Raw genomic sequence first — 19434 nt, 5'->3', positions numbered from 1 at the left:
CCATATGTCGAACAGTGATCAAGTCGCCACATTCGCAGCGGCCCCCAAGCCGCCAATCCCGGCACTCGCTTACCTGCTGACCGGGTGCATTGCCGTGATCGGCTCGAACTCGCTTGTGCTCGGTCCGATTGCACCGGCGGTGGCCGCGTCGTTCGGCACAAGCGTGCCGGCGGTCATGATCGCGTCCGCCGCGTTCGGGCTCGGTACGTCGGCAAGCGCCTTGTTCCTGGCGCGCTACATCGACCGGCTCGGCGCCCGCCGCATGCTGCAGGGAGCGTTGCTGCTGCTGGCAATAGCGCTCGTCGCCAGCGCTGCGGCGCCGACGGTGACGGCGCTGGTCGCGGCCCAGCTTCTCGCCGGCATTGCTGCGGGTGTCGCCATGCCGGCAATCTATGCCAGCTCCGCCGCGATTGCGCCGCCCGGTCGTGAAAGCGAGACCATCGGCGTCGTGCTGACCGGCTGGACGCTGAGCATGGTCGCCGGCGTTTCGCTGTCGGCCGTACTTGCCGACCTGGTGCATTGGCGCGCCGTGTTCGCGGCGGTCGCGGTGCTCGCAACACTCGCATTGGCCAGCCTCACGTTGACGTTGCTCAGCGACGTCAGGAAGAGCGGTCCGGCACCGACGCCGCTGGGCGCCTTGGGTGTTCCCGGCATAGTGCCGCTTCTGGTCGCCTGCGCCGCCTTCATGACGGCGTTTTATGGCGTCTATGGCTATCTCGGCGATCACCTTCACAACGGCCTGGGACGGCCGGTCAGTGCCAACGGGCTGGCCGCGCTCGCCTATGGCGCCGGCTTTGGCACGGCGGCACTTCTTGACGGCGTCATCGATCGTCTGGGCGCGCGGCGGGTCATGCCGTTTGCCTATCTGCTCGTCGCGCTCGTCTATGTCGCGATTGCTGCGGCAAGTGGCAGCTTCGGCCTGACCATAGCGATGATAGCCGTCTGGGGCCTTGCCAATCATTTCGGGCTGAACGTCCTGGTGATGCGCCTATCGGCGCTCGACCCTGCGCGCCGCGGCACGATCATGGGTTTGAACAGCGCGGTGACCTATCTCGCGGTGTTCGTCGGCACCACGGCGTTCGGGCCGCTTTATTCCACGTTCGGGTTTGCGGCATCGGCGGTGGTTGCAGCCTTGCTCATGCTGATCGCTGCTGCGGCAGCGGCGTGGCGTTCGCCGAAGCTATAGCGCAGCAAGGCTTGCGTCTTGGCCCGATCCTTCGATAGATGCTCGTTGGATGGACAATACAACGCTTGAGACAACCGCCAATCCCTTGCCGCACGAGCTGGCTTTTCTTGGAGAGCGGCTTGCGGCGTTCAACGACAGCGATGTCGGCGCCTCCGGCAGGAAGACATTGGCCGTGTTCGTGCGCGATGAGCACGGCGCGATTGTCGCCGGCATCTCGGGATACACCGCCTGGGGCTGGCTCTATGTGCAATGGCTCTGGGTCGATGAAAAGCTGCGCGGCCAGCGCATGGCCGGCCGGATGCTCGAGGCAGCCGAGAGGGAGGCGATGGCGCGCGGCTGTCACGGCGCCTGGATCGACACGTTCAATCCCAAGGCCGCCAAGGCCTATGAGCGCCAAGGTTATCGACCGTTCGGTGCGCTCGCCGACTTTCCCATTGGCCGAAGCCGTATCTTCCTGCAGAAGAAATTGGTGGCTTAACTAGCCGGCAAGGCGTCCGCCGCACATCGGCTGTGGCACGCCGGTCGTGCTGGGGAAGCTGATCGGCAAGCCCCTAAGCACGCGCACAGCCAGGAAGGCAAAACACTCCGCCTCCACCGCGTCGCCCTTCCAGCCAAGCGCCTCCGCCGGCACGGCTTCGACGCCGGCGCGGCTGGCAAGCATGGCCATGATCGTTGGGTTGTGGCGACCGCCACCGCTGACCACCAGCCGCTTCGGCCGGCGCGGCAGAAGATCGAGCGCCTTGCCGACCGCGGCCGCGGTGAAGGCCGTCAGCAGGGCAGCGCCATCCTCGGCATTCATCCCGTCCGCCATCGAGGCGCCGAAATCGAAACGGTCCAGCGATTTCGGGTATGGCTTGGTCAAGTACGGGTGCTGCAGGAGCTTGGCCAACCGTGCCTCATCGACCGTCCCGACGCGAGCCAGCGCGCCGTCGCGGTCCATTTCGCCAAGCCCCTTCGACTTGATGAAGTCGTTCAGCGGCGCGTTGGCGGGTCCGGTATCGAAAGCGATGACATTGTCCTTGCCGTCCCACCAGGTGATGTTGGCGACGCCGCCGAGATTGAGCACCGCCGTGTCGCCGCTGGCGTCGGCTTCGCGCAGCAGCGCGGCGTGATAGGCCGCCGACAGCGGCGCGCCCTGGCCGCCGGCGCGCATGTCGGCCGAGCGGAAGTCATAGGCGACCTTGGTGCCCAGGATGGCATGCATCAGCTCGCCATCGCCGAGCTGGCGACTCTGGCCCAGTCGGCCTACTTGCGGGGCACGGTGCAGCACGGTCTGGCCATGAAAGCCGACGACGCCGATGTCGGCCATGGTCAGGCCGTGGCTTTCGACAAGATCCTTGACCGCCGCAGACTGGGCGCGCGTCAGCGCCTCCTCTGCCTCGTGGAAGATTGCCGGTTCCGGCCCGGTGAAATTCCAGTTCCTTGCCTGCCTAAGCGTCTCTTCCAGCAAGGTCCGGATCGACTGCGGGTAGGGGGCCAGCGTGTAGGTGCCGAAATCCGCGATCCGCTCGCCGTCGGTCTTGATCAGCGCGACGTCGATATTGCCGTCCAGCACGGTGCCGGTCATCAAGCCGACGGCCCATATTGGTTCGCCATTTTTCATGATTGTCAGGCTCCGTTGACGAGATCGCCGACCGCTTGGCGAAGCGCTGCGATCCCGCTGTTGAAATGACGTGTCGGATGGATCCGGTTGGTGAGCAAGGTCCACGCTCTGCTTTTGTCGAAGTCGACCCAAAGCCCGGTGCCGGTGAAGCCGGTATGCCCGATGGTTTCGGGGCTGCACAGCCGGCCGCCGGACCAGCCTTCGTAGGGTCGCTCCCAGCCATGGGTGCGGGTTGCCGACAAGGGCGTGCGCATCAGCGCTATCGAGCGCTGCGACGCGCCGGTCCCGTCCAGCAGCCCTCGCGCAAAGTCGAGGACCGAAGCTGCCGTTCCGAACAGCCCGGCGTGACCGGCCCCTTGCAATGCCGAGCAATTGTCGTCGTGGACCTCGCCTGACAGCACGCGATGGCGCCATGTGCAATCTTCTGTGGCCGCCGCTTGACCCGGTTCGGCGGAGAACGCGAAGCCCGGACCGGGATCCATGTCGCGAATGGTCTTGCCGGACAGGCGCTCCAGGACGAAGCCGAGCAGAATGAAGTTGATATCGGAATAGACCGGCTCCCCGACCTGCCACTCGCGCTGCAAGACAAAGGCGCGCAACAGCTCGGGGTCACGCCCATAGGTGTAGATCGGCGCGACGGCGGGAAACGGTGTCTGATGGCCGAGGCACTGGCGAAACGTCACCGTCCGCTCCCAGGCCTTTTCGTCATATTGGCGAAGATCGGTCAGGACCGAAATCAGCGGCGCGTCGAGGTCGATGACCCCCTCTTCCGCCAGCGCCAAAATGCGCGGTGTGGTGAAGATGATTTTTGTCAGGGATGCCAGATCGAACCATGTCCCGACATGCATCGGCCTTATCTTCGGCACGACTTGGGCTGAGCCGATTGCCCGGACGATGCGTTCGCCGTCCCGGTCGACCATGCCGAGCACGCCGCCCGGAATGCGCGCCGCAGCCACTGCCGCTTCGAGAGGGGCGAATGCGCGGGAGAAGAGATCGGGATCGATCAATTGCGGCGTCCGTCTGAAAGGCAGCGAGGGAGCTGTCCGTCTGCCTCTGCATGCTTTCGGGCGACAATCATCACACTTCCACCCGTACTCTATGATCCGGCCCGAACTGCTGCCATTTTGCCGGGCCCGGCTCAAATCCCAGCGGACGCACGAGCGAGGGAACCTGGCGCGTGTCCAGCTCGAAACGTTCATGCCGCCGGTCTATGGTGGGAACGGCCGCGATAAGCTGTTTGGTATAGGAGTGCTTCGGCTCCGAGAGCACCAATCTGGCATCGCCGATCTCGACGATCTGGCCGGCATAGATGACCGCGATGCGATGGGCGATCCGCTCGACCACAGCCATGTCATGCGAGATGAACAGATAGGCCAGTCCGAATTCACTCTGTAGCTCGATCAAAAGCTCCAGCACTCTGGCCTGCACCGATACGTCGAGCGCCGAAACCGCTTCGTCGAGGACGACAACGGAGGGATTGAGCATCAGCGCACGGGCAATGCACAGCCGTTGGCGTTGGCCGCCGGAGAATTCGTGCGGATAACGCTGCAGGCTGTTTTCCGGCAGGCCGACGCGGTTCAGCAGCGCGGCCATTTTCGCTCGCGTCTCAGCAGTTATCCGCCCGCCCGTGGCGATCACCGGTTCCGCAAGAATGCCTTCGATGGCGAGCCTGGGATTGAGCGAGCCATAGGGATTCTGGAACACCATCTGCACGGGAAGGGCGCTCTGCCCGGCGGCGGCCTTGCGCGTGCTGGCCGAGATTGTGCCGCGCGTCGAGCGCACCAGCCCCAGAATCGCACGGGCTGCGGTGGATTTTCCGGAACCGCTCTCGCCGACGACGGCCAATGTTTCGCCCGGCATCAAGTCGAAATCCACACCGTCTACCGCGTGCACGGCACCGCTGGCGCGGCTGAAAAACCCACCCTTGACGGGAAATCGCACCACGAGGCCATCGACCTTCAGCGCCGGCTCGGTAGCTTTTTGCTTTTCGCGTTGCATGTCTTTGCGTGTCGCACTGCCGCCGGCGAAATGCGGCACCGCATGAAGCAGATGCCGCGTATAGGGATGCCGCGGGTCATCCAATATCTGGTTCAGCGCGCCCTGCTCGACAGCTTCTCCGCTTTGCATCACCATGATCTTGTCGGCGATGCCCGCAACCAGACCGATGTCGTGGGTGATGAAGATCATCGACATCCCGGTTTCCTGCTTCAACTCGGCGAGCAGCGCCATGATCTGCGCCTGCACCGTAACATCCAGCGCCGTCGTTGGCTCGTCGGCAATGAGCAGGCGCGGGTTGCAGGCGAGCGCCATGGCGATCATCACCCGCTGCAGCATGCCGCCCGAAAGCTGGTTGGGCGTGTATTTCAGCCGCCGTGCAGCATCGGGAATGCGCACGCGGTCGAGCGCGTCCTTGGCCGCCGCCGTCGCTTGCCGGCCGGTCAGGCCGCGATGCAGGCGAAACGATTCCTCGATCTGCCTGCCGATGGTCAGCACCGGATTGAGCGAGGTCATCGGCTCCTGGAAGATCATGCCGATTTCGCCGCCGCGGATATTCGTCAGCTGCGGCTCGGCCGCGGCTGTCAGGTCGAACATGCTGCCGTCGGCCCGCTTCAGCTTGATCGAGCCCGCGGTGATGCGGCCGCCGCCATAATCGACAAGGCGATTGATCGACAGCGCCGTCACCGATTTGCCCGAACCGCTTTCGCCGACGATGGCCAGCGTCTCGCCGTCAGCGAGATCGAAGCTGACGCCGCGCACGACCTCATTGGCTGACGGCTTTCGGCCGAAGCCGACGCGCAAACCGCTGACGGACAGCAGCGGGATCATGCGATCGATCTCCGCGTCTTCGGGTCGAGCACATCGCGCAACGCATCGCCGAGCAGGTTGAAACCGAGGATGCTGATCATGATCGCCAGCCCCGGGAAGATCATCAACCAGGGAGCCGTCTCCATCAGATTGCGGCTGTCGCTCAGCATCAGGCCGAGCGACGCGGCGGGCGGCTGCGTGCCGAGCCCGAGGAAGCTCAAGCCGGCTTCGGTGAGCAGTGCCCATGCCAGCGCCAGCGTCACCTGAACCGTCAACGGCGCGACCAGATTGAGCAGCAGATGCCGTGTCAAGATGTAGCTCGAGCTGCTGCCGAACGTGCGGGCCGCGTCGACGAACTCGCGCGCTTTCAGCGACAGAGCCGGGCCGCGCACCACGCGCGTGAAAATCGGCGTGTAGACGATGGCAATGGCGACGACACTGGTCCAGGTTCCCGGTCCCGCAACCGCGACGATCAGCAGTGCCAGCAGGATCGCCGGGAATGCCAGCAGCACATCCATGATGCGCATCACCAGGCCGTCCCAGCGGCGTCCGAACCAGGCTGCCGCCAGCCCGAGCACGGTGCCGGCCAGTGTCGCGAAGGCGACCGAAAAGAAGGCCACGAGGAAGGACTGGCCGATCCCGGTCATCAGCCGGCTTGCGACATCGCGGCCGAACAGGTCCGTGCCCATCCAGTAAGTGCTGTCAGGCGCATGCAGCCGCTCGACCCGGTGCTGCGTCAGCGGATTGTGCGGCGTCAGCCCCAGCATGCCAAGTACGGCAAGCAGCAGATAAAGCGCAACGATGGCACCGCCGATGCGGCCGCTGGTGTGCGCAAGTATGGCCCGCAATGTCGCCATCAGTGCTCGCTTAGCCGAATACGCGGGTCGAGCGCGACATAGGCGAGGTCGACGAGGAGATTGACGATCATGAAGTTGAAGGCGATGAACAGCACGCTTCCCTGCACCAGCGCATAGTCGCGCTGCAGGATGGCGTCCAGCACCATGCGGCCGAGACCGGGCAGCGCATAGATCTGCTCGACGATGACTGCCCCGCCCAGGAGATAGCCGAACTCTATGCCGCTCAGCGTCACGACCGGGATGAGCGCATTGGGCAAAGCATGCCGCCAGATGACGCCGCGCGCCGAGACGCCCTTGCTGCGCGCGGTCCTGACGTAATCGTCGCTCAGCACGTCGAGCATCGCCGAACGCGATATACGGGTGACCGACGCCGCGAAGGCGAAACCGAGCGTGACGGCCGGCAGCAACAGCTGGCTGAGATTGTGCAGCGGATCCCGCCACAGCGGCGAAAACTCGCCCATCGCCGGCAAAACGCCAAACCCCGCCGACAGCGTGTAGATGATCAGCAGTGCAAGGACGAAGTTCGGCGTCGATTGTCCGATCATTGCGACAACGCGCACGCCGAGATCGGAAAGCTTTTCATTGTGGGTGGCGGCAAAGATCCCGGCCGGCATGCCGACGACAAGGGCGATGATCATCGACAGCAGCGCAAGCTCCAGCGTCAGCGGGAAGCGTTCGAGGATAACGCCGAGCACCGGCCTGCCATAGGTTGACGAAATGCCGAGATTGCCTTGGAAAAGACCAAGCAGCCAACGCCAGTACTGGATGAACCAGGGCTGGTCGATGCCGAAATAGGCCGCAAGCGCGTCGCGCTGAGGAGGCGTCAGCAGGCCGGCTTCGGTTCCCAGCATCGCCGTGATCGAATCGCCCGGAACCATCCGGATTGCCAGGAACACCACGATGGACACGCCAAGCAGGACGAGAGGGAAGGTCGCCAGTCGCCGCATCAGATAGTTCACGCGAAGAATATCCTCTCGTCCGGCATCGAAGCAGCTACTGGATCGTCACCTTGGCGAGGCTGAACAGCGAACCTGTCGGCACCGGTTCGAATCCCGCGATATTCTTCTGCTGGGCCGTGTAGCTGTAGGACGTGTAGAGCCATATCCAAGGCGACATCTCAGTGATGTGCTTCTCGAAGTCGGCGAAGATCGCTTTGCGTGCTGCCGGGTCGGTCTCGGTACGGCCCTTCTGCATAAGGCCGTCCAGCGTATCGTCGATATAGTTCGCCACCTTCTGCAGATTGCCGGTCTTGGTCCAGTAGCGGTTGTACATAGTGTAGGGATCAGCCCTGCCGCCGTTCAGCGCGACGGCCATGTCGAAATCGCCCTTCAGCCAGGCATCGACATAGACATTGAGCTCCATCATCTTGATATCGAGCTTGACGCCGATTTCGGCGAGCTGCGACTGGATCACCTGGGCTTCCGCCGCTGCTGTCGGCGGCTCGCCGGTGGCGCCGATCACGGTCGCCGAAAAGCCGTCGGGAAAGCCGGCCTCAGTCATCAGTTGCTTGGCCTTCTCGACGTCGCGCTTGTAGCAGAACAACTGGTTCGGATCGGTCGCCAGCGCCGGGATGGTCAGCGGGCCGGTGACCTTGCCTTCGCCGAGCGAGGCGGTGTCCAGCACTTCCTGCCGGTCGATGGCGCAGGATATCGCCTGACGCACCTTGAGTTCGGTCATCGGCTTGCGGGACGGATTGAGCTGCAGCACGTGGTAGGCAAGCACCGGCACGCGGTTCAACTGCAGGCTGGCTTCCTTGGGCACCAGCGTGGCGACAAGTGGATCGTTGAGCAGGGCGAAGTCGATCTGCTTGGTGCGCATCGCCGCCAGGATCGCCGTTTCGTCCGGCAGCACGCTGATCTCGATGCCGTCGACACCGGTCGCGCCGCCCGCCCAATCCTTGTTGGCGACAAGCACTTCCTTGGAATTCGGATCCCACTTTTCGAGCTTGAACGGACCCGAGCCGACCGTCGTCGTGCCGATCGAGCCGGCCGTGATTTCGCTTGCCGGGACGATCGCGGCATTGACGTCGCTCATCGCGGTCAGGATCGGCACATCCGCCTGCGAGAGGTGGAAGACAACGGTGGCTGGATCGGGCGTGTCGATGCTGGCGATCGAGAGAAAGTTGGCGCGGGCGGCCGCACCGGTCTTCTCGTCGAGTATGCGCTCGAAGGATGCCTTGACGTCGGCCGAGGTCACGGCGGCGCCGTTCTGGAATTTTGCTTTCGGATTGAGCCTGAAGCTCAGCTCCTTGCCGTCCGCCGAGAACTGCCAGGAGTCGGCAATCGCGGGCGTGATCTGCAGATTGGCGTCGAGCCGTACCAGCGGTTCATAGATCAGCTCCAGCAACCGCAGCGAGGAGAATGCCGTCTGCTTGTGCGGATCAAGACCGGTGGCGTCCTGCGACCACGCCATATGCAGCGTCGCCGCGCTCGCCTGCACCGGTGCCGCGGCAATGGCCAGCATTGCCGCGAGCGTCATGGCGGAAAGCAGTTTCTTGCCAATGTGCCGTACCATTGTCGTCTCCCATTATTGTTAAACCTGATGCCTTGCAGTTCCCCGGGCCGCTTCAAAGGGACACACGCCCCGGAACATCGGCCCAGCATCCATGCGGTCTTAAACCGTCTTTTCGCCTATCGCCTTGCGCAGGAAACCTCCCGCTTTGGCAAGCGCCTTACGTGCTTCTTCGACGCCCATGCCGGTGATCGTCACCAGGATTGCCAGTTTTACGTCATTGCCGGTCTGGTCGAGTGCCTGTCGTGCCTGCTGCGCCGCGCAGCCGGTCGTCTGCATCACGATCCTGATCGCCCTGGCGATCAGCTTCTTGTTGCTTGGATTGAGGTCAACCATCAGGTTCTGATAGCTCTTGCCGATGCGGATCATGCTGGCGGTCGACAGCATGTTGAGCACCAGCTTTTGCGCGGTTCCCGATTTCAGTCGGGTCGAGCCGGTGAGGACCTCCGGGCCAACCACCGGAGAGATGGCAATATCGGCAATGCCGGCAATGGTCGATCGCGGATTGCAGGACAGCGCCACGGTGGTGGCTCCCACCTGCTTGGCATAGGTCAAGCCGCCGATGACATACGGTGTGCGTCCGCTGACAGCGATGCCGACCACCACGTCGCCGGCGGTCAGCTTGATGTCCTGCAGCGCCTTTATTCCCTGCTTCGGATCGTCCTCCGCGCCTTCCGCGGAGTGCACCAGCGCGTCGACGCCGCCGGCGATCAGGCCCATCACCATGTCCTCGGGCACGCCGAAGGTCGGCGGACATTCCGAGGCGTCGAGGACGCCAAGCCGGCCGCTCGTGCCCGCGCCCATATAGACAAGGCGTGCACCTTTCTGGAACGCGCTCACGATCCGGTCCACGGCCGCAGCAATGTCGGGGATGACCTTCTCGACGGCTGCCGCAACGCCTTTGTCCTCGTCATTGATCTTGCGCAGCACCTCGAGGGTCGGCAACAGATCGATGTCCATCGTCTTCGGATTCCGGTCCTCGGAAACCAATCGCTCCAGCTCCGACATCAACCCGTGTTCGACCACTTGCTTGCTTTCAATCTGCTGTGAGCAGGAATGTGATGCGGTGCCAGCCGACGTCCAGTGCCCGCAGCCGGCGACCGGCAACTTGCTTCTGCTTGGTTAACTTTATAGAATTCGATATTCCTCGTGTCAAAGGATACTAGGAATATAATATTCCTTCAGGCAGGAGCACTATCGCTGACACAGGGATTTCCTAGCCAGGATTATGGCTCCCGAAACCGCATCGCCATCGGCCGGCTTCAGACGTCGGCGGACGTCGGGAGCGAGCCATGGCTCTAGCGGGCTGGACAGACCGCCGAGCAGCGTAACCCGCGGCGCGCCCTTTTCGAACAGCACCCGCACGAACGTGTCGACCTGCTCGGCAGCACCTTGCACGATGCGCCGTCCGGCCGGATCGCCCTGGTCGGCGTGGCGGATCACCATCGGCGCCAAGGCGGCATAGTCGGTCGCGCTGGCGCGGTCCATCCAGGCCACCGACTCGAACGGATCGTCCCTGAAGCGCTGCATCACCTCGGTCAGCAGCGCCGTCCGCTCATGCCGGCCGTCATGGGCACGCAAGGCAAGCTGCACTGCCTTTAGTCCGAGATCGGCGCCGCTGCCCTCGTCGGAAATCGGAAAACCGTAGCCGCCGACGCGCATGTCGCGCCCTTCGACAAAGCCGAGCCCGATCGAACCGGTTCCGGCTATGACGATGGCGCCGTCTTGACCCGAATGAGCGCCCAGGCAAGCCGCGACGCCGTCGCTGACGAAGTCGATGCTCGCAAAGCGATGTTCGATGCCACGAAACGCCTCGAGCGCACCCTTGCGGCCGATGCCGGCAAGACCGATGCCGGCGCGGATCCTGGCGATTTCCGCCGCCGCGAACCCTGCCTCTTCGATCGCCGCGCCAAAGGCTTTGGCAATCGAGGCCCAGGCCGCCTCTATACCGAGCCGCGTTGTCGCCGGGCCCGACAGGCCTTGCCCGAGCACAGTTCCTGCCTCGTCTTCGATACGCGCCCGGCAGCCGGTTCCGCCGCCATCGACGCCCAGGAAATAATGCGGAGACGCCGCGCCGGCACTCATCCACTTATCCGCTCGATCTGGGCGCCACACAGGCGGAGCTTGCGGTCCAGCTGCTCATAGCCACGGTCGAGGTGGTACACCCGGTTGATCGTCGTCTCGCCTTCGGACACCAGCGCCGCCAGCACCAGCGAGACGGAGGCGCGCAGGTCGGTCGCCATCACTTGCGCGCCCTTCAGCTTCTCGCCTCCGCGCACCAGCGCCATGGTGCCTTGCAGCTTGATATTGGCGCCGAGCCGCATCAGTTCGGGCACATGCATGAAACGGTTCTCGAAGATCGTCTCGCGCAACAGCGAAGCGCCCTCGGCACAGCACATCAACGCCATGAACTGCGCCTGAAGATCGGTCGGAAAGCCCGGATAGGGCTCCGTCGTCACGTCGACCGCCTCGAGTGGCCCATCTCTCGATACGATCAGCCCGCGATCGCCCGGCCAGATTTTCGCGCCGCTGGCTTCGAGCAGCTGGACGACGGATGCCATGTGCTCGAGCCGGGCATGGGTCAGCTCGAGCTGGCCGCCCGTGATGGCCGCTGCGACAGCATAGGTGCCGGCCTCTATCCGGTCCGGGATGATGTCGTGCGTGGCGGCGCGCCAGTCTGTGCTGCCCGCGATCAGGATGCGGTGCGTGCCGGCGCCCTCGATCCGCGCGCCCATGGCGTTCAGGCAGGCGGCAAGATCGGCCACCTCCGGCTCACGGGCCGCGTTGAGGATCTCGGTCTCGCCGTGTGCAGTCGTCGCCGCCATCATTGCAGTTTCGGTCGCGCCGACCGACGGCGAGCTCAAAACGATGCGCGCGCCTTTCAGTCCGCCCGGCGCAGACGCGACGATCAGCCCGTTTTCGATTGCAATGTCGGCGCCAAGTGCCGCAAGCGCGGCGACATGCATGTCGACCGGCCGTGCGCCGATCGCGCATCCGCCGGGCAGCGAGACCCGGGCATGGCCGAAGCGGGCAAGCAGCGGACCGAGAACCAGCACCGTCGCGCGCATGCGCCTGACTGTGTCGTAGCTTGTCTCCCTGGAGACGGCAGCACTGGCATCGATTGTGGCGGCATGCGCCGATCTGGTGACTTCAGCCCCATGAAGGCCGACGACGCCAAGCATGTTGTCGACATCCGTCACCTCAGGCAGGTTGGTCAGCTGCAGCGGATAGGGGCTGAGCAACGCCGCCGCTATTTGCGGCAAGGCCGCGTTCTTGGCGCCGGAGATCGTCACCGCGCCCTCAAGCCTGTGCCCGCCGACGATCCGCAATCTATCCATGGCTCTGCCCTAATCCAAGGTGTCGGCGAGTCTACGCGCTTGCAGGCGATCTTTCATGTCCGAATTCCCGTGCATGTCCGAATCGTTGGTGTGGGCGAAAGGCTAGGCCGAAACCGCACGGGTCGAGATTTGATAGATCATTCTTGGCTGTCAATCAGGAACGGAATAATTTATTCCTTGGCTTGGCATTGTCGATGACTGGCAACAGGGGAACGCATGTCCGTCCTGAAGAAGATCGAGGCCAAGCTCGAGATCATGGCGCCCGGCGATCGCGAGATCGGGCGGTACATCGTCGACAATCCCGACCAGATGCTGCGCCTGTCGACGGCGGCGCTCGCCGCCGAAATCGGCCGCAGTCAGTCGAGCGTCGTCAAGTTCAGCCAGAAGCTCGGCTATGCCAGCTATCAGGAGCTCAAGCTCGCCGTCAGCGAGGCCAAGTCGCAGGAATGGCACGTGCCGGCCGGCATGATCCACGGTTCGATCGAGGTCGGCGACAGCTATCTGGTCATCTTGCGCAAGCTGATCGGCAGCAAGCTCTTGTCGATGCAACAGACCGTCGCAGCCAACACCGAGCAGGAAATCGGCAAAGCCCTCGAAGCGTTGAACGGGGCGCGCCGCATTCATCTGGCCGGCGTCGGCGCATCCTCGCTCGTGGCGCGCGATTTCTCCTACAAGCTGATGAAGCTCGGCCGCAACGTGCTGCACGACAGCGACAGCCATGTGCAAATGGCCAATGTCTCGACGCTTGGACGAGGCGACGTGCTGTTCGCGCTCTCCTATTCCGGGGCGAGCATCGAAACCCTGCGGATAGCCGAACTGGCTCGCAAACGTGGCACCACCGTGATCGCCGTCACTGGACTTCGCGACAATCCGCTGAGCCGCGTTGCCGACATTCGCCTCCACACGATCGCCGATGAAGAGCGCGCGCGCTCTTCGTCGATAACCGCGCGCGACGCACAACTGACGCTCACCGACCTGCTGTTCATCCTGCTCGTGCAGAAGCAGCCTGACGCCAACGAATACGTCCACAACAGCGAACTGGCCGTCTCGGTACTGAAGGCTTAGTCGTTGGACGCATCTCACCCGCTCTCCTTGAGCCGCGCGTCTATTAGCGGCCCAGAAGGTTGCGCTCGACTGTCTTGAGATGGGCGAGCATCGCCTGGTTGGCGCTTTCCGGGTCGCGGCGCAGCAATGCGTCCAATATTGTCTGATGCTCGTCGCAATAAACGCGCCTGCGCTCCTCCGAGAATGAGCGCTTTTTCATTTCGAACCACGGCGATTGGTTGCGGATCGTGCGCATGAGATTGTGAATCTCTTTCAGGAAGTCATTGCGGCAGCAGGCGAAGACGCAGTGATGGAACTCGGCGTCCCAATGCTCGAAGTCCGGCATGTCCTCGGCAGCGCATGCGGTCTGATGCGCTTCGCGAACCGCGTTTAGTTCCGCCATGCTGGCATTTGTGGCGGCGAAGGCCGCCGCCGCTGGCTCCAGCAACTGCCTGATCTCCATCATGTCGGCGGGGCTGGTGCCTTCCATCCGCGTGACCGTCGCCGCGATGGAATCGGGATTGGTCGCAGTCAGAAAAGTGCCGCGCCCGACATGCCGGACAACCGTTCCGTCCTCCTCCAGGAAGCCGACGGCACGACGCACCGTATTGCGCGCCACGCCGAACTCGGCCGCAAGGTCGCGCTCGGGCGGCATCCGCCCGTCCTGAAGCCACTCGCCGGCCGAAATCCGTTTTTTCAGCACAGTGGCGATGTCGTTGGCGACGAGCTTGGGCATTTGTTGGGAGCTTTTAATCTGATCCAATGTTGAACCAATACTATCAGCCGGCGCCCTGCCGGTCCAGTACCTGATAAGGTCAAGGCCCGATTTACCGCGACAAGTGACGAAAACCCTCTTGCAGCCTAAACCAATCGGCGATAGCGTGTAACGAAAGAGCTTATATTGGCTCATAAAAGGTTCAGGGAGGAACGAATGAAGGTCGCGACGTTTTCGATTGCAGGCGAACGTCGCGTCGGCGTTGTCGATGTCGACAATCAGTCGGTCGCCCCCTTCGATATCCCTGTTGACCAGGCGCTGTCTGGCGTGCTGGCGCTGTTGCGGCGCAACGGCGCCGGGATGCCGCGCACGCTGTCGCCGGTTCCGCTGGCGCAGGTCGAGCTCGAGGCGCCGATACCTTTGCCTGCCCGCAACATCTTTTGCGTCGGCAAGAATTATTATGAACACGCCCACGAGTTTGCCCGCAGCGGCTTCGATTCGAGCGCCGGTGCCGGCGCCATTCCGCAACATCCGATCATTTTCTCGAAGGTCCCCGAATCGGTCGTTGCAACACATTCGAACGTGCTGATCGACCCTTCCATATCGATTGCGATCGATTATGAGGCGGAACTGGCGGTCATTATCGGCAAGGGCGGACGCGGCATTTCGAAAGCCGAGGCTTACGATCACGTCTGGGGTTATACGATTGTCAACGACGTCACTGCCCGCGACCTGCAGGGAAAATATAGCCAATGGCTAATCGGTAAGTCGCAGGATACGTTTTGCCCGATGGGGCCATGGGCGATCACCAAGGATGAGCTCGACCTGGAAAACGCTTCGGTACGTTGTTTCGTCAATGACGACCTCCGCCAGAATTCCAAAATATCGCTGCTCATCTTCGATATTCCGACGATCATATCGACGCTTTCGCAAGGCATCACCTTGAAGCCGGGCGACATCATCGCCACCGGCACGCCGGTCGGTGTCGGCATCGGCTTTGATCCGCCGAAATATCTCAAAGCCGGCGACATTGTGCGGGTCGAGATCGACGGCATCGGGACGCTGGAGAACCGGATCGTGGAGCGGGTGCAATGACGACTGTCACCGTCGGTCCGATTGTCGCGGAAGTCGCCGGCGAGGGCGAGCCGGTGGTGATGATCCACGGTCTCGGCGGAACCTCGAACATGTTCCAGCCGCAGCTGGAGGCGCTCTCGGCCTACCGTGTCATCCGCCTCGACCTGCCTGGATCCGGCCGCTCGCCGCGGCCGCTCGATCCATTGACGATCGAGGTCATGAGCGACGCCGTCATCCGCGCCATGGCGGGCATGGGCGTCACCCGGGCGCATTTCGTCGGCCACTCCATGGGCACGATCGTCTGTCAGTTGGTCGCAGCGATGCAGCCGTCGCTGGTCAGGTCGCTGGTTTTGTTCGGTGCTCTCGCCGAGCCAGCTGAGGCGACGCGGCAAGGCCTTGCCAACCGGGCGCGATTGGCGCGATCGGGCGGTATCGCCGACATCGCCGACCAGATCGTTGCCAATGCACTGTCGGCCCATACCAGGGAGACCTCGCCGGCCGCCGTCGCCTTCGTGCGCGAATCCATCACCAGGCAGGACCCGGAAGCCTATGCCCGCACCTGCGAAGCCCTGGCCAAGGCCACGGCTGTGGATACGCGCCGGATTTCAGCGCCGACCCTTTTGGTTACCGGCGACGCCGATACGATCAATCCGATGAGCGTCGGCCAGGCGCTTGCCGACAGGATAAAGGGAGCGATATTCTTGTCCCTCGATCGGTGCGGACATTGGGCCACGGTGGAGTGCCCCCGCGAAAGCAGCCAAAGGCTCGCCGATTTTTTGAGACGCGTTGATAGGTGAGGATCGGAATTCGGGCGTAAAAACAGTGCGCTCGACAGTTTGGGAGGTTTTCTGATGGCAGACGACGGCTGGAACGGAAACGGTTCGGGCAGCACGCTCTTTACCAATGTGCGCGTGCTCGATGCGACCGGCGAATACCCCTACACCGGCGAAGTGCTGGTTCAGGGCAACCGTATCAAGCAGATCACCAAGGGCTCGTCGCGTTTCGGCTCGCCGGCTGTGTCGTCCTCCTACAGCGGCTTGTCAGGCGGTGTCACAACGATCGACGGCATGGGCGCGACGCTGATGCCGGGCATGATCGACGCGCATCTGCATCTCTCCTGGAACAACGCGCCCGGCATCGACCCGATCCAGATGATGGAGGTGGAAGAGCACATGCTGGTCACCATGGAGATGGCCAAGCTGGTACTCGACGCCGGCTTCACTGCCGGCCGCGGCGCCGCAGCCGCCAAGCCGCGGCTCGACGTGGTGTGCAAGAAATTCATCAATCAGGGGCGTTTTCCCGGGCCGCGTTACCTCGCCGCCGGTCCCGAGATCACGACGGTCGGCGGCCTCGGCGATTCCGCGCCTTCGCACATTCCGCATGAAGGCCTCAATCTCGGCATCGTTGTCTCCGGTCCCGAGGAAATCCGCCGCACGGTGCGCCAGCTGATCAAATACGGTGTCGATTCCATCAAGCTCAATCTGTCCGGCGAAAGCATCACCGGCATGGGCGCCGAAGAAACGCCGATGTCGGAGGAAGAGGTCGCCATGGCCGCCTCCGAGGCGCGCTGCCGCAACAAGGTGCTGTCGGCGCATGCGCGCTCATCCGGCTCGGTCAAGCAATGTGTCCGCCACGGCATCCAGAACATCTACCACGCTTCGTTTGCCGACGAGGAAGCGCTCGACATGCTCGAGGCGGCCAAGGACAAGCATTTCGTGGCCCCCGGCATCGCCTGGCTGATCAACACCGCGCGCCATGCCGAGCAATGGGGCATCAAGCCCGGCTCGCCGCTCTCGCTCGAATATGAGCGCGAGCTCGAAATGTGCATCGAGACGATGAAAAAGATGCATCGACGCGGCATCCGCGTCTGCATCGGCGGCGACTACGGCTTTGCCTGGACGCCGCAAGGCACCAACGCCAAGGACATCCAGACCTTCGTTGAGATGCTTGGCCTTTCGCCGATGGAGGCAATCCAGGCCGGGACCAAATATGGCGGACAGATCATGGGGATGGCCGACGAGCTCGGCATGATCAAGGAAGGTTATCTCGCCGATCTGCTGTTGATCGACGGCGACCCGATATCGGACGTGCGCATCCTGCAGGACAAGAACCGCATCCTCGCCATCATGAAGGACGGCAAGTTCCACAAGGCGCCGCGCTTGAATGAGCAGCGCCGCCGGCTGACCGCATGAGCATTCTGGACCGGCCATCTTCGCCCGACATTTCGCGGCCTAAGACTTCGGGGCTCGAGATTTCTGGCGGCGGCATGACGCGCAGACAGGCGTGGGGTCTTTTCTGGCTCCTCGCAGCTGCCGTCATTGCATGGCTGGTCTTTGCCGTCTGGCCGGACTGGCTGAACGCCATCCTGATTTCCAAGAAGGCATTCGTCAGCGCCATCCTCAACGGCATCACCCTGGCTGGCCTTTATTTCCTGGTCGCCAGCGGCTTTACCCTGATCTTCGGCCTGATGCGCAACGTCAACCTGGCGCATGGCTCGCTCTATCTGCTTGGCGCCTATATCGGCTATGAGGTGGCGAACCGCACCGGCTACTGGCTGCTGGGTGTCGCCGCGGGCTTCATCGTTCTGGCCCTTGTCGGCGTCGTCATGCAGATCTTCGTCTTCCGGCGACTGGAAGGCGACGACCTTCGCCAGACCCTGGTCAGCATCGGTATCTCGATCGTCGCCGCCGACCTGATGCTGGCGGTCTGGGCCGGCGGCACCTATCAGATCCCGGTGCCGGAATGGCTCGACGGTGCACTGACCTTACCGGTGGTCACGGCCGTGCGGTCTAACGGCGTCTCGGTGTTTCTCACCTACCCGCTTTATCGCGTCGTCGTGCTGGCGGCTGCGATCGTTATCGGCATCGGCCTTTGGCTGATGCTGCACAAGACGCGCGTCGGCATGATGGTCCGCGCCGGCGTCGACGACCGCGCCATGCTGTCGGCCTCGGGCGTCAACGTACACGCGGTCTTTGCTATCGTCTTTGCCGTCGGCGCCGGGCTTGCCGGCTTTGCCGGCGTCGTCGGCGGCTCGGCATTGTCGGTTGCGCCCGGCGAGGACGTCCGCTATCTCCTGGCCTCGCTCGTCGTCGTCATCGTCGGCGGCATGGGTTCGATTACCGGTGCTGCAATCGGCGCGCTGCTGATCGGCCTCGCCGAACAGATCGGCCTCGTCTATTTCCCGACCTACGGCATCGTGCTCACCTTCGTCATCATGGTGGTAGTGCTGTCGGTGCGGCCGCAAGGCATCATGGGGAAGGCGCGATGAGCCTGACCGTCGCCGTAGGCGCCGCGCCTCGACAGAACTGGCTGGAGAAGCTCGGCGCCGGTCACATCATCCTTGCCGTAGCATTGGTTCTCTACCCGCTGGTGGCATCCGATTTCTTCCTGACGCAGATCGGCGGTTATTCGCTGATCTTCGGCATGCTCGCACTGTCGCTGATGATGCTGGCCGGCTATGGCGGCATGGTCAGCCTTGCCCAGATCACTGTCGCCGGCATCGCCGCCTATGCCATCGCCATCCTCGGCGAGAACAATTCGAACGTGCTCGGCCTCGGCTGGCCGTGGTGGATCGCAGCACCCTTCGCCATTCTGGCAGCTGCGGTGGCATCGGCGCTGATCGGCTGGATCTCGGTGCGCACCGAAGGCATCTATACCATCATGATCACGTTGGCGATCGCCACCGCGACCTTCTATTTCGCCCAGCAAAACTACGCGATCTTCAACGGCCATTCCGGCTATGCCGGCATTCGCGCGCCGGTGTTCTGGGGCGTCAACTGGCGCGACCCGAAGGCCTTCTATTATCTCTGCCTGGGTTCGGCGGTGCTGTCCTACGCGGGGATACTCTACGGCGCCCGCTCGACCTTCGGCATGACCGTGCAGGCAATCCGCGACAATCCGCGTCGCATGCGCGCGCTCGGCTATCACGTCACCGCACACAAGGTCTTCGCATGGTTCCTGGCCGGAATCATTGCCGGTGTCGCAGGCGTGCTTTTGGTCTGGTTCAATGGGCGCGTTTCACCCGGCACGATCGGCGTCGATGCAGCCATCGACGTGCTGATCATCGCCGTCATCGGCGGTTTGCGCCACCCGATCGGGCCTTTTCTCGGCGCGCTCGTCGTTGTCCTGATGCAGACCTTTGCCATCGACCTTGTCGGAGCCGAGCGTTTCAACACGCTGATCGGGCTGGTGTTCCTGGTGATCGTCTTCATCTCGCCGGATGGAATTCTTGGGTTGTGGGGGAGGATCAGACCGCAGCTAGCTCAGGAGTCCTTGCGTTCCGGTCCGTGACGCCGGAGCGG

Annotated in this window: 18 protein-coding genes; 8 read left to right on the top strand and 10 right to left on the bottom strand. The window is 63.3% G+C overall.

The features are described from left to right. The first annotated feature begins 4 nt into the window (after nucleotides 1-4). Both NKG95_RS08440 and NKG95_RS08435 read left to right on the top strand, forming a co-directional pair. Entirely contained in the window at nucleotides 5-1186 is a 1182-nt protein-coding gene (locus NKG95_RS08440) for an MFS transporter (protein WP_353040429.1), read from the top strand. Between the two features lie 49 nt (nucleotides 1187-1235). Further along, nucleotides 1236-1664: a GNAT family N-acetyltransferase gene (locus NKG95_RS08435; protein WP_352482743.1), complete on the top strand. Its 429-nt coding sequence runs from the start codon at nucleotides 1236-1238 to the stop codon at nucleotides 1662-1664. On the opposite strand, the gene NKG95_RS08430 is transcribed toward NKG95_RS08435, so the two are convergent. The 9 genes from NKG95_RS08430 to murA form a co-directional block, all read right to left on the bottom strand. Further along, nucleotides 1665-2789, bottom strand: a complete 1125-nt coding sequence (locus NKG95_RS08430) for an anhydro-N-acetylmuramic acid kinase (RefSeq protein WP_353040428.1) — start codon at nucleotides 2787-2789, stop codon at nucleotides 1665-1667. A gap of 5 nt (nucleotides 2790-2794) precedes the next feature. After that, nucleotides 2795-3796, bottom strand: coding sequence for a serine hydrolase domain-containing protein (locus NKG95_RS08425; RefSeq protein ID WP_352482740.1), 1002 nt, complete (start codon nucleotides 3794-3796; stop codon nucleotides 2795-2797). A 70-nt stretch (nucleotides 3797-3866) separates the two neighbouring features. Continuing rightward, complete coding sequence (locus tag NKG95_RS08420) at nucleotides 3867-5615, bottom strand: ABC transporter ATP-binding protein (RefSeq protein WP_353040427.1); 1749 nt, start codon at nucleotides 5613-5615, stop codon at nucleotides 3867-3869. Continuing rightward, on the bottom strand, nucleotides 5612-6451 hold the full coding sequence (locus NKG95_RS08415) for an ABC transporter permease (protein WP_353040426.1): 840 nt from the start codon (nucleotides 6449-6451) through the stop codon (nucleotides 5612-5614). The genes NKG95_RS08420 and NKG95_RS08415 overlap by 4 nt, the downstream gene beginning before the upstream one ends. Beyond that, nucleotides 6451-7410: an ABC transporter permease gene (locus NKG95_RS08410; protein ID WP_353040425.1), complete on the bottom strand. Its 960-nt coding sequence runs from the start codon at nucleotides 7408-7410 to the stop codon at nucleotides 6451-6453. Before NKG95_RS08410 ends, NKG95_RS08415 begins: the two co-directional genes overlap by 1 nt. A 34-nt stretch (nucleotides 7411-7444) precedes the next feature. Then, nucleotides 7445-8965, bottom strand: coding sequence for an ABC transporter substrate-binding protein (locus tag NKG95_RS08405; RefSeq protein WP_353040424.1), 1521 nt, complete (start codon nucleotides 8963-8965; stop codon nucleotides 7445-7447). A gap of 99 nt (nucleotides 8966-9064) precedes the next feature. Continuing rightward, a complete protein-coding gene (murQ, locus tag NKG95_RS08400; RefSeq protein WP_502913935.1) occupies nucleotides 9065-9970 on the bottom strand; it encodes an N-acetylmuramic acid 6-phosphate etherase in 906 nt (301 codons plus the stop codon). A 186-nt stretch (nucleotides 9971-10156) separates the two neighbouring features. After that, entirely contained in the window at nucleotides 10157-11047 is an 891-nt protein-coding gene (locus NKG95_RS08395) for a glucosamine kinase nucleotide-binding domain-containing protein (protein ID WP_353040423.1), read from the bottom strand. Continuing rightward, nucleotides 11044-12300, bottom strand: a complete 1257-nt coding sequence (gene murA, locus NKG95_RS08390) for a UDP-N-acetylglucosamine 1-carboxyvinyltransferase (RefSeq protein ID WP_353040422.1) — start codon at nucleotides 12298-12300, stop codon at nucleotides 11044-11046. Before murA ends, NKG95_RS08395 begins: the two co-directional genes overlap by 4 nt. Nucleotides 12301-12516: 216 nt before the next feature. On the opposite strand from murA, the gene NKG95_RS08385 reads away from it, so the two are divergent. Next, nucleotides 12517-13365, top strand: a complete 849-nt coding sequence (locus NKG95_RS08385; RefSeq protein WP_023716700.1) for a MurR/RpiR family transcriptional regulator — start codon at nucleotides 12517-12519, stop codon at nucleotides 13363-13365. 43 nt (nucleotides 13366-13408) lie between these two features. On the opposite strand, the gene NKG95_RS08380 is transcribed toward NKG95_RS08385, so the two are convergent. After that, entirely contained in the window at nucleotides 13409-14080 is a 672-nt protein-coding gene (locus NKG95_RS08380; protein ID WP_023716701.1) for a FadR/GntR family transcriptional regulator, read from the bottom strand. A 195-nt stretch (nucleotides 14081-14275) separates the two neighbouring features. Here NKG95_RS08380 and NKG95_RS08375 point away from each other — a divergent pair, with 195 nt between their 5' ends. The 5 genes from NKG95_RS08375 (at nucleotide 14276) to NKG95_RS08355 (ending at nucleotide 19423) form a co-directional block, all read left to right on the top strand. Continuing rightward, nucleotides 14276-15154, top strand: a complete 879-nt coding sequence (locus tag NKG95_RS08375) for a fumarylacetoacetate hydrolase family protein (protein WP_023716702.1) — start codon at nucleotides 14276-14278, stop codon at nucleotides 15152-15154. Continuing rightward, the gene (locus tag NKG95_RS08370; RefSeq protein ID WP_023716703.1) at nucleotides 15151-15930 is read left to right on the top strand and encodes an alpha/beta fold hydrolase; all 780 of its coding nucleotides are present in this window, start codon (nucleotides 15151-15153) and stop codon (nucleotides 15928-15930) included. The genes NKG95_RS08375 and NKG95_RS08370 overlap by 4 nt, the downstream gene beginning before the upstream one ends. A gap of 54 nt (nucleotides 15931-15984) precedes the next feature. Further along, the gene (locus NKG95_RS08365; protein WP_353040421.1) at nucleotides 15985-17325 is read left to right on the top strand and encodes a metal-dependent hydrolase family protein; all 1341 of its coding nucleotides are present in this window, start codon (nucleotides 15985-15987) and stop codon (nucleotides 17323-17325) included. A gap of 74 nt (nucleotides 17326-17399) precedes the next feature. After that, nucleotides 17400-18401 carry a branched-chain amino acid ABC transporter permease gene (locus NKG95_RS08360; RefSeq protein WP_023716705.1) on the top strand — a complete coding sequence of 334 codons (1002 nt, stop codon included), beginning with the start codon at nucleotides 17400-17402 and terminating at the stop codon, nucleotides 18399-18401. After that, nucleotides 18398-19423, top strand: a complete 1026-nt coding sequence (locus NKG95_RS08355) for a branched-chain amino acid ABC transporter permease (protein ID WP_352638996.1) — start codon at nucleotides 18398-18400, stop codon at nucleotides 19421-19423. Before NKG95_RS08360 ends, NKG95_RS08355 begins: the two co-directional genes overlap by 4 nt. Nucleotides 19424-19434 lie beyond the last annotated feature (11 nt).

Origin of the sequence: Mesorhizobium sp. M1423 (assembly GCF_040317575.1) — a bacterium.
Classification (GTDB): domain Bacteria; phylum Pseudomonadota; class Alphaproteobacteria; order Rhizobiales; family Rhizobiaceae; genus Mesorhizobium.
Note: the sequence above shows the minus strand (reverse complement) of the source record. Positions and strands in the feature narration are given on the sequence as shown.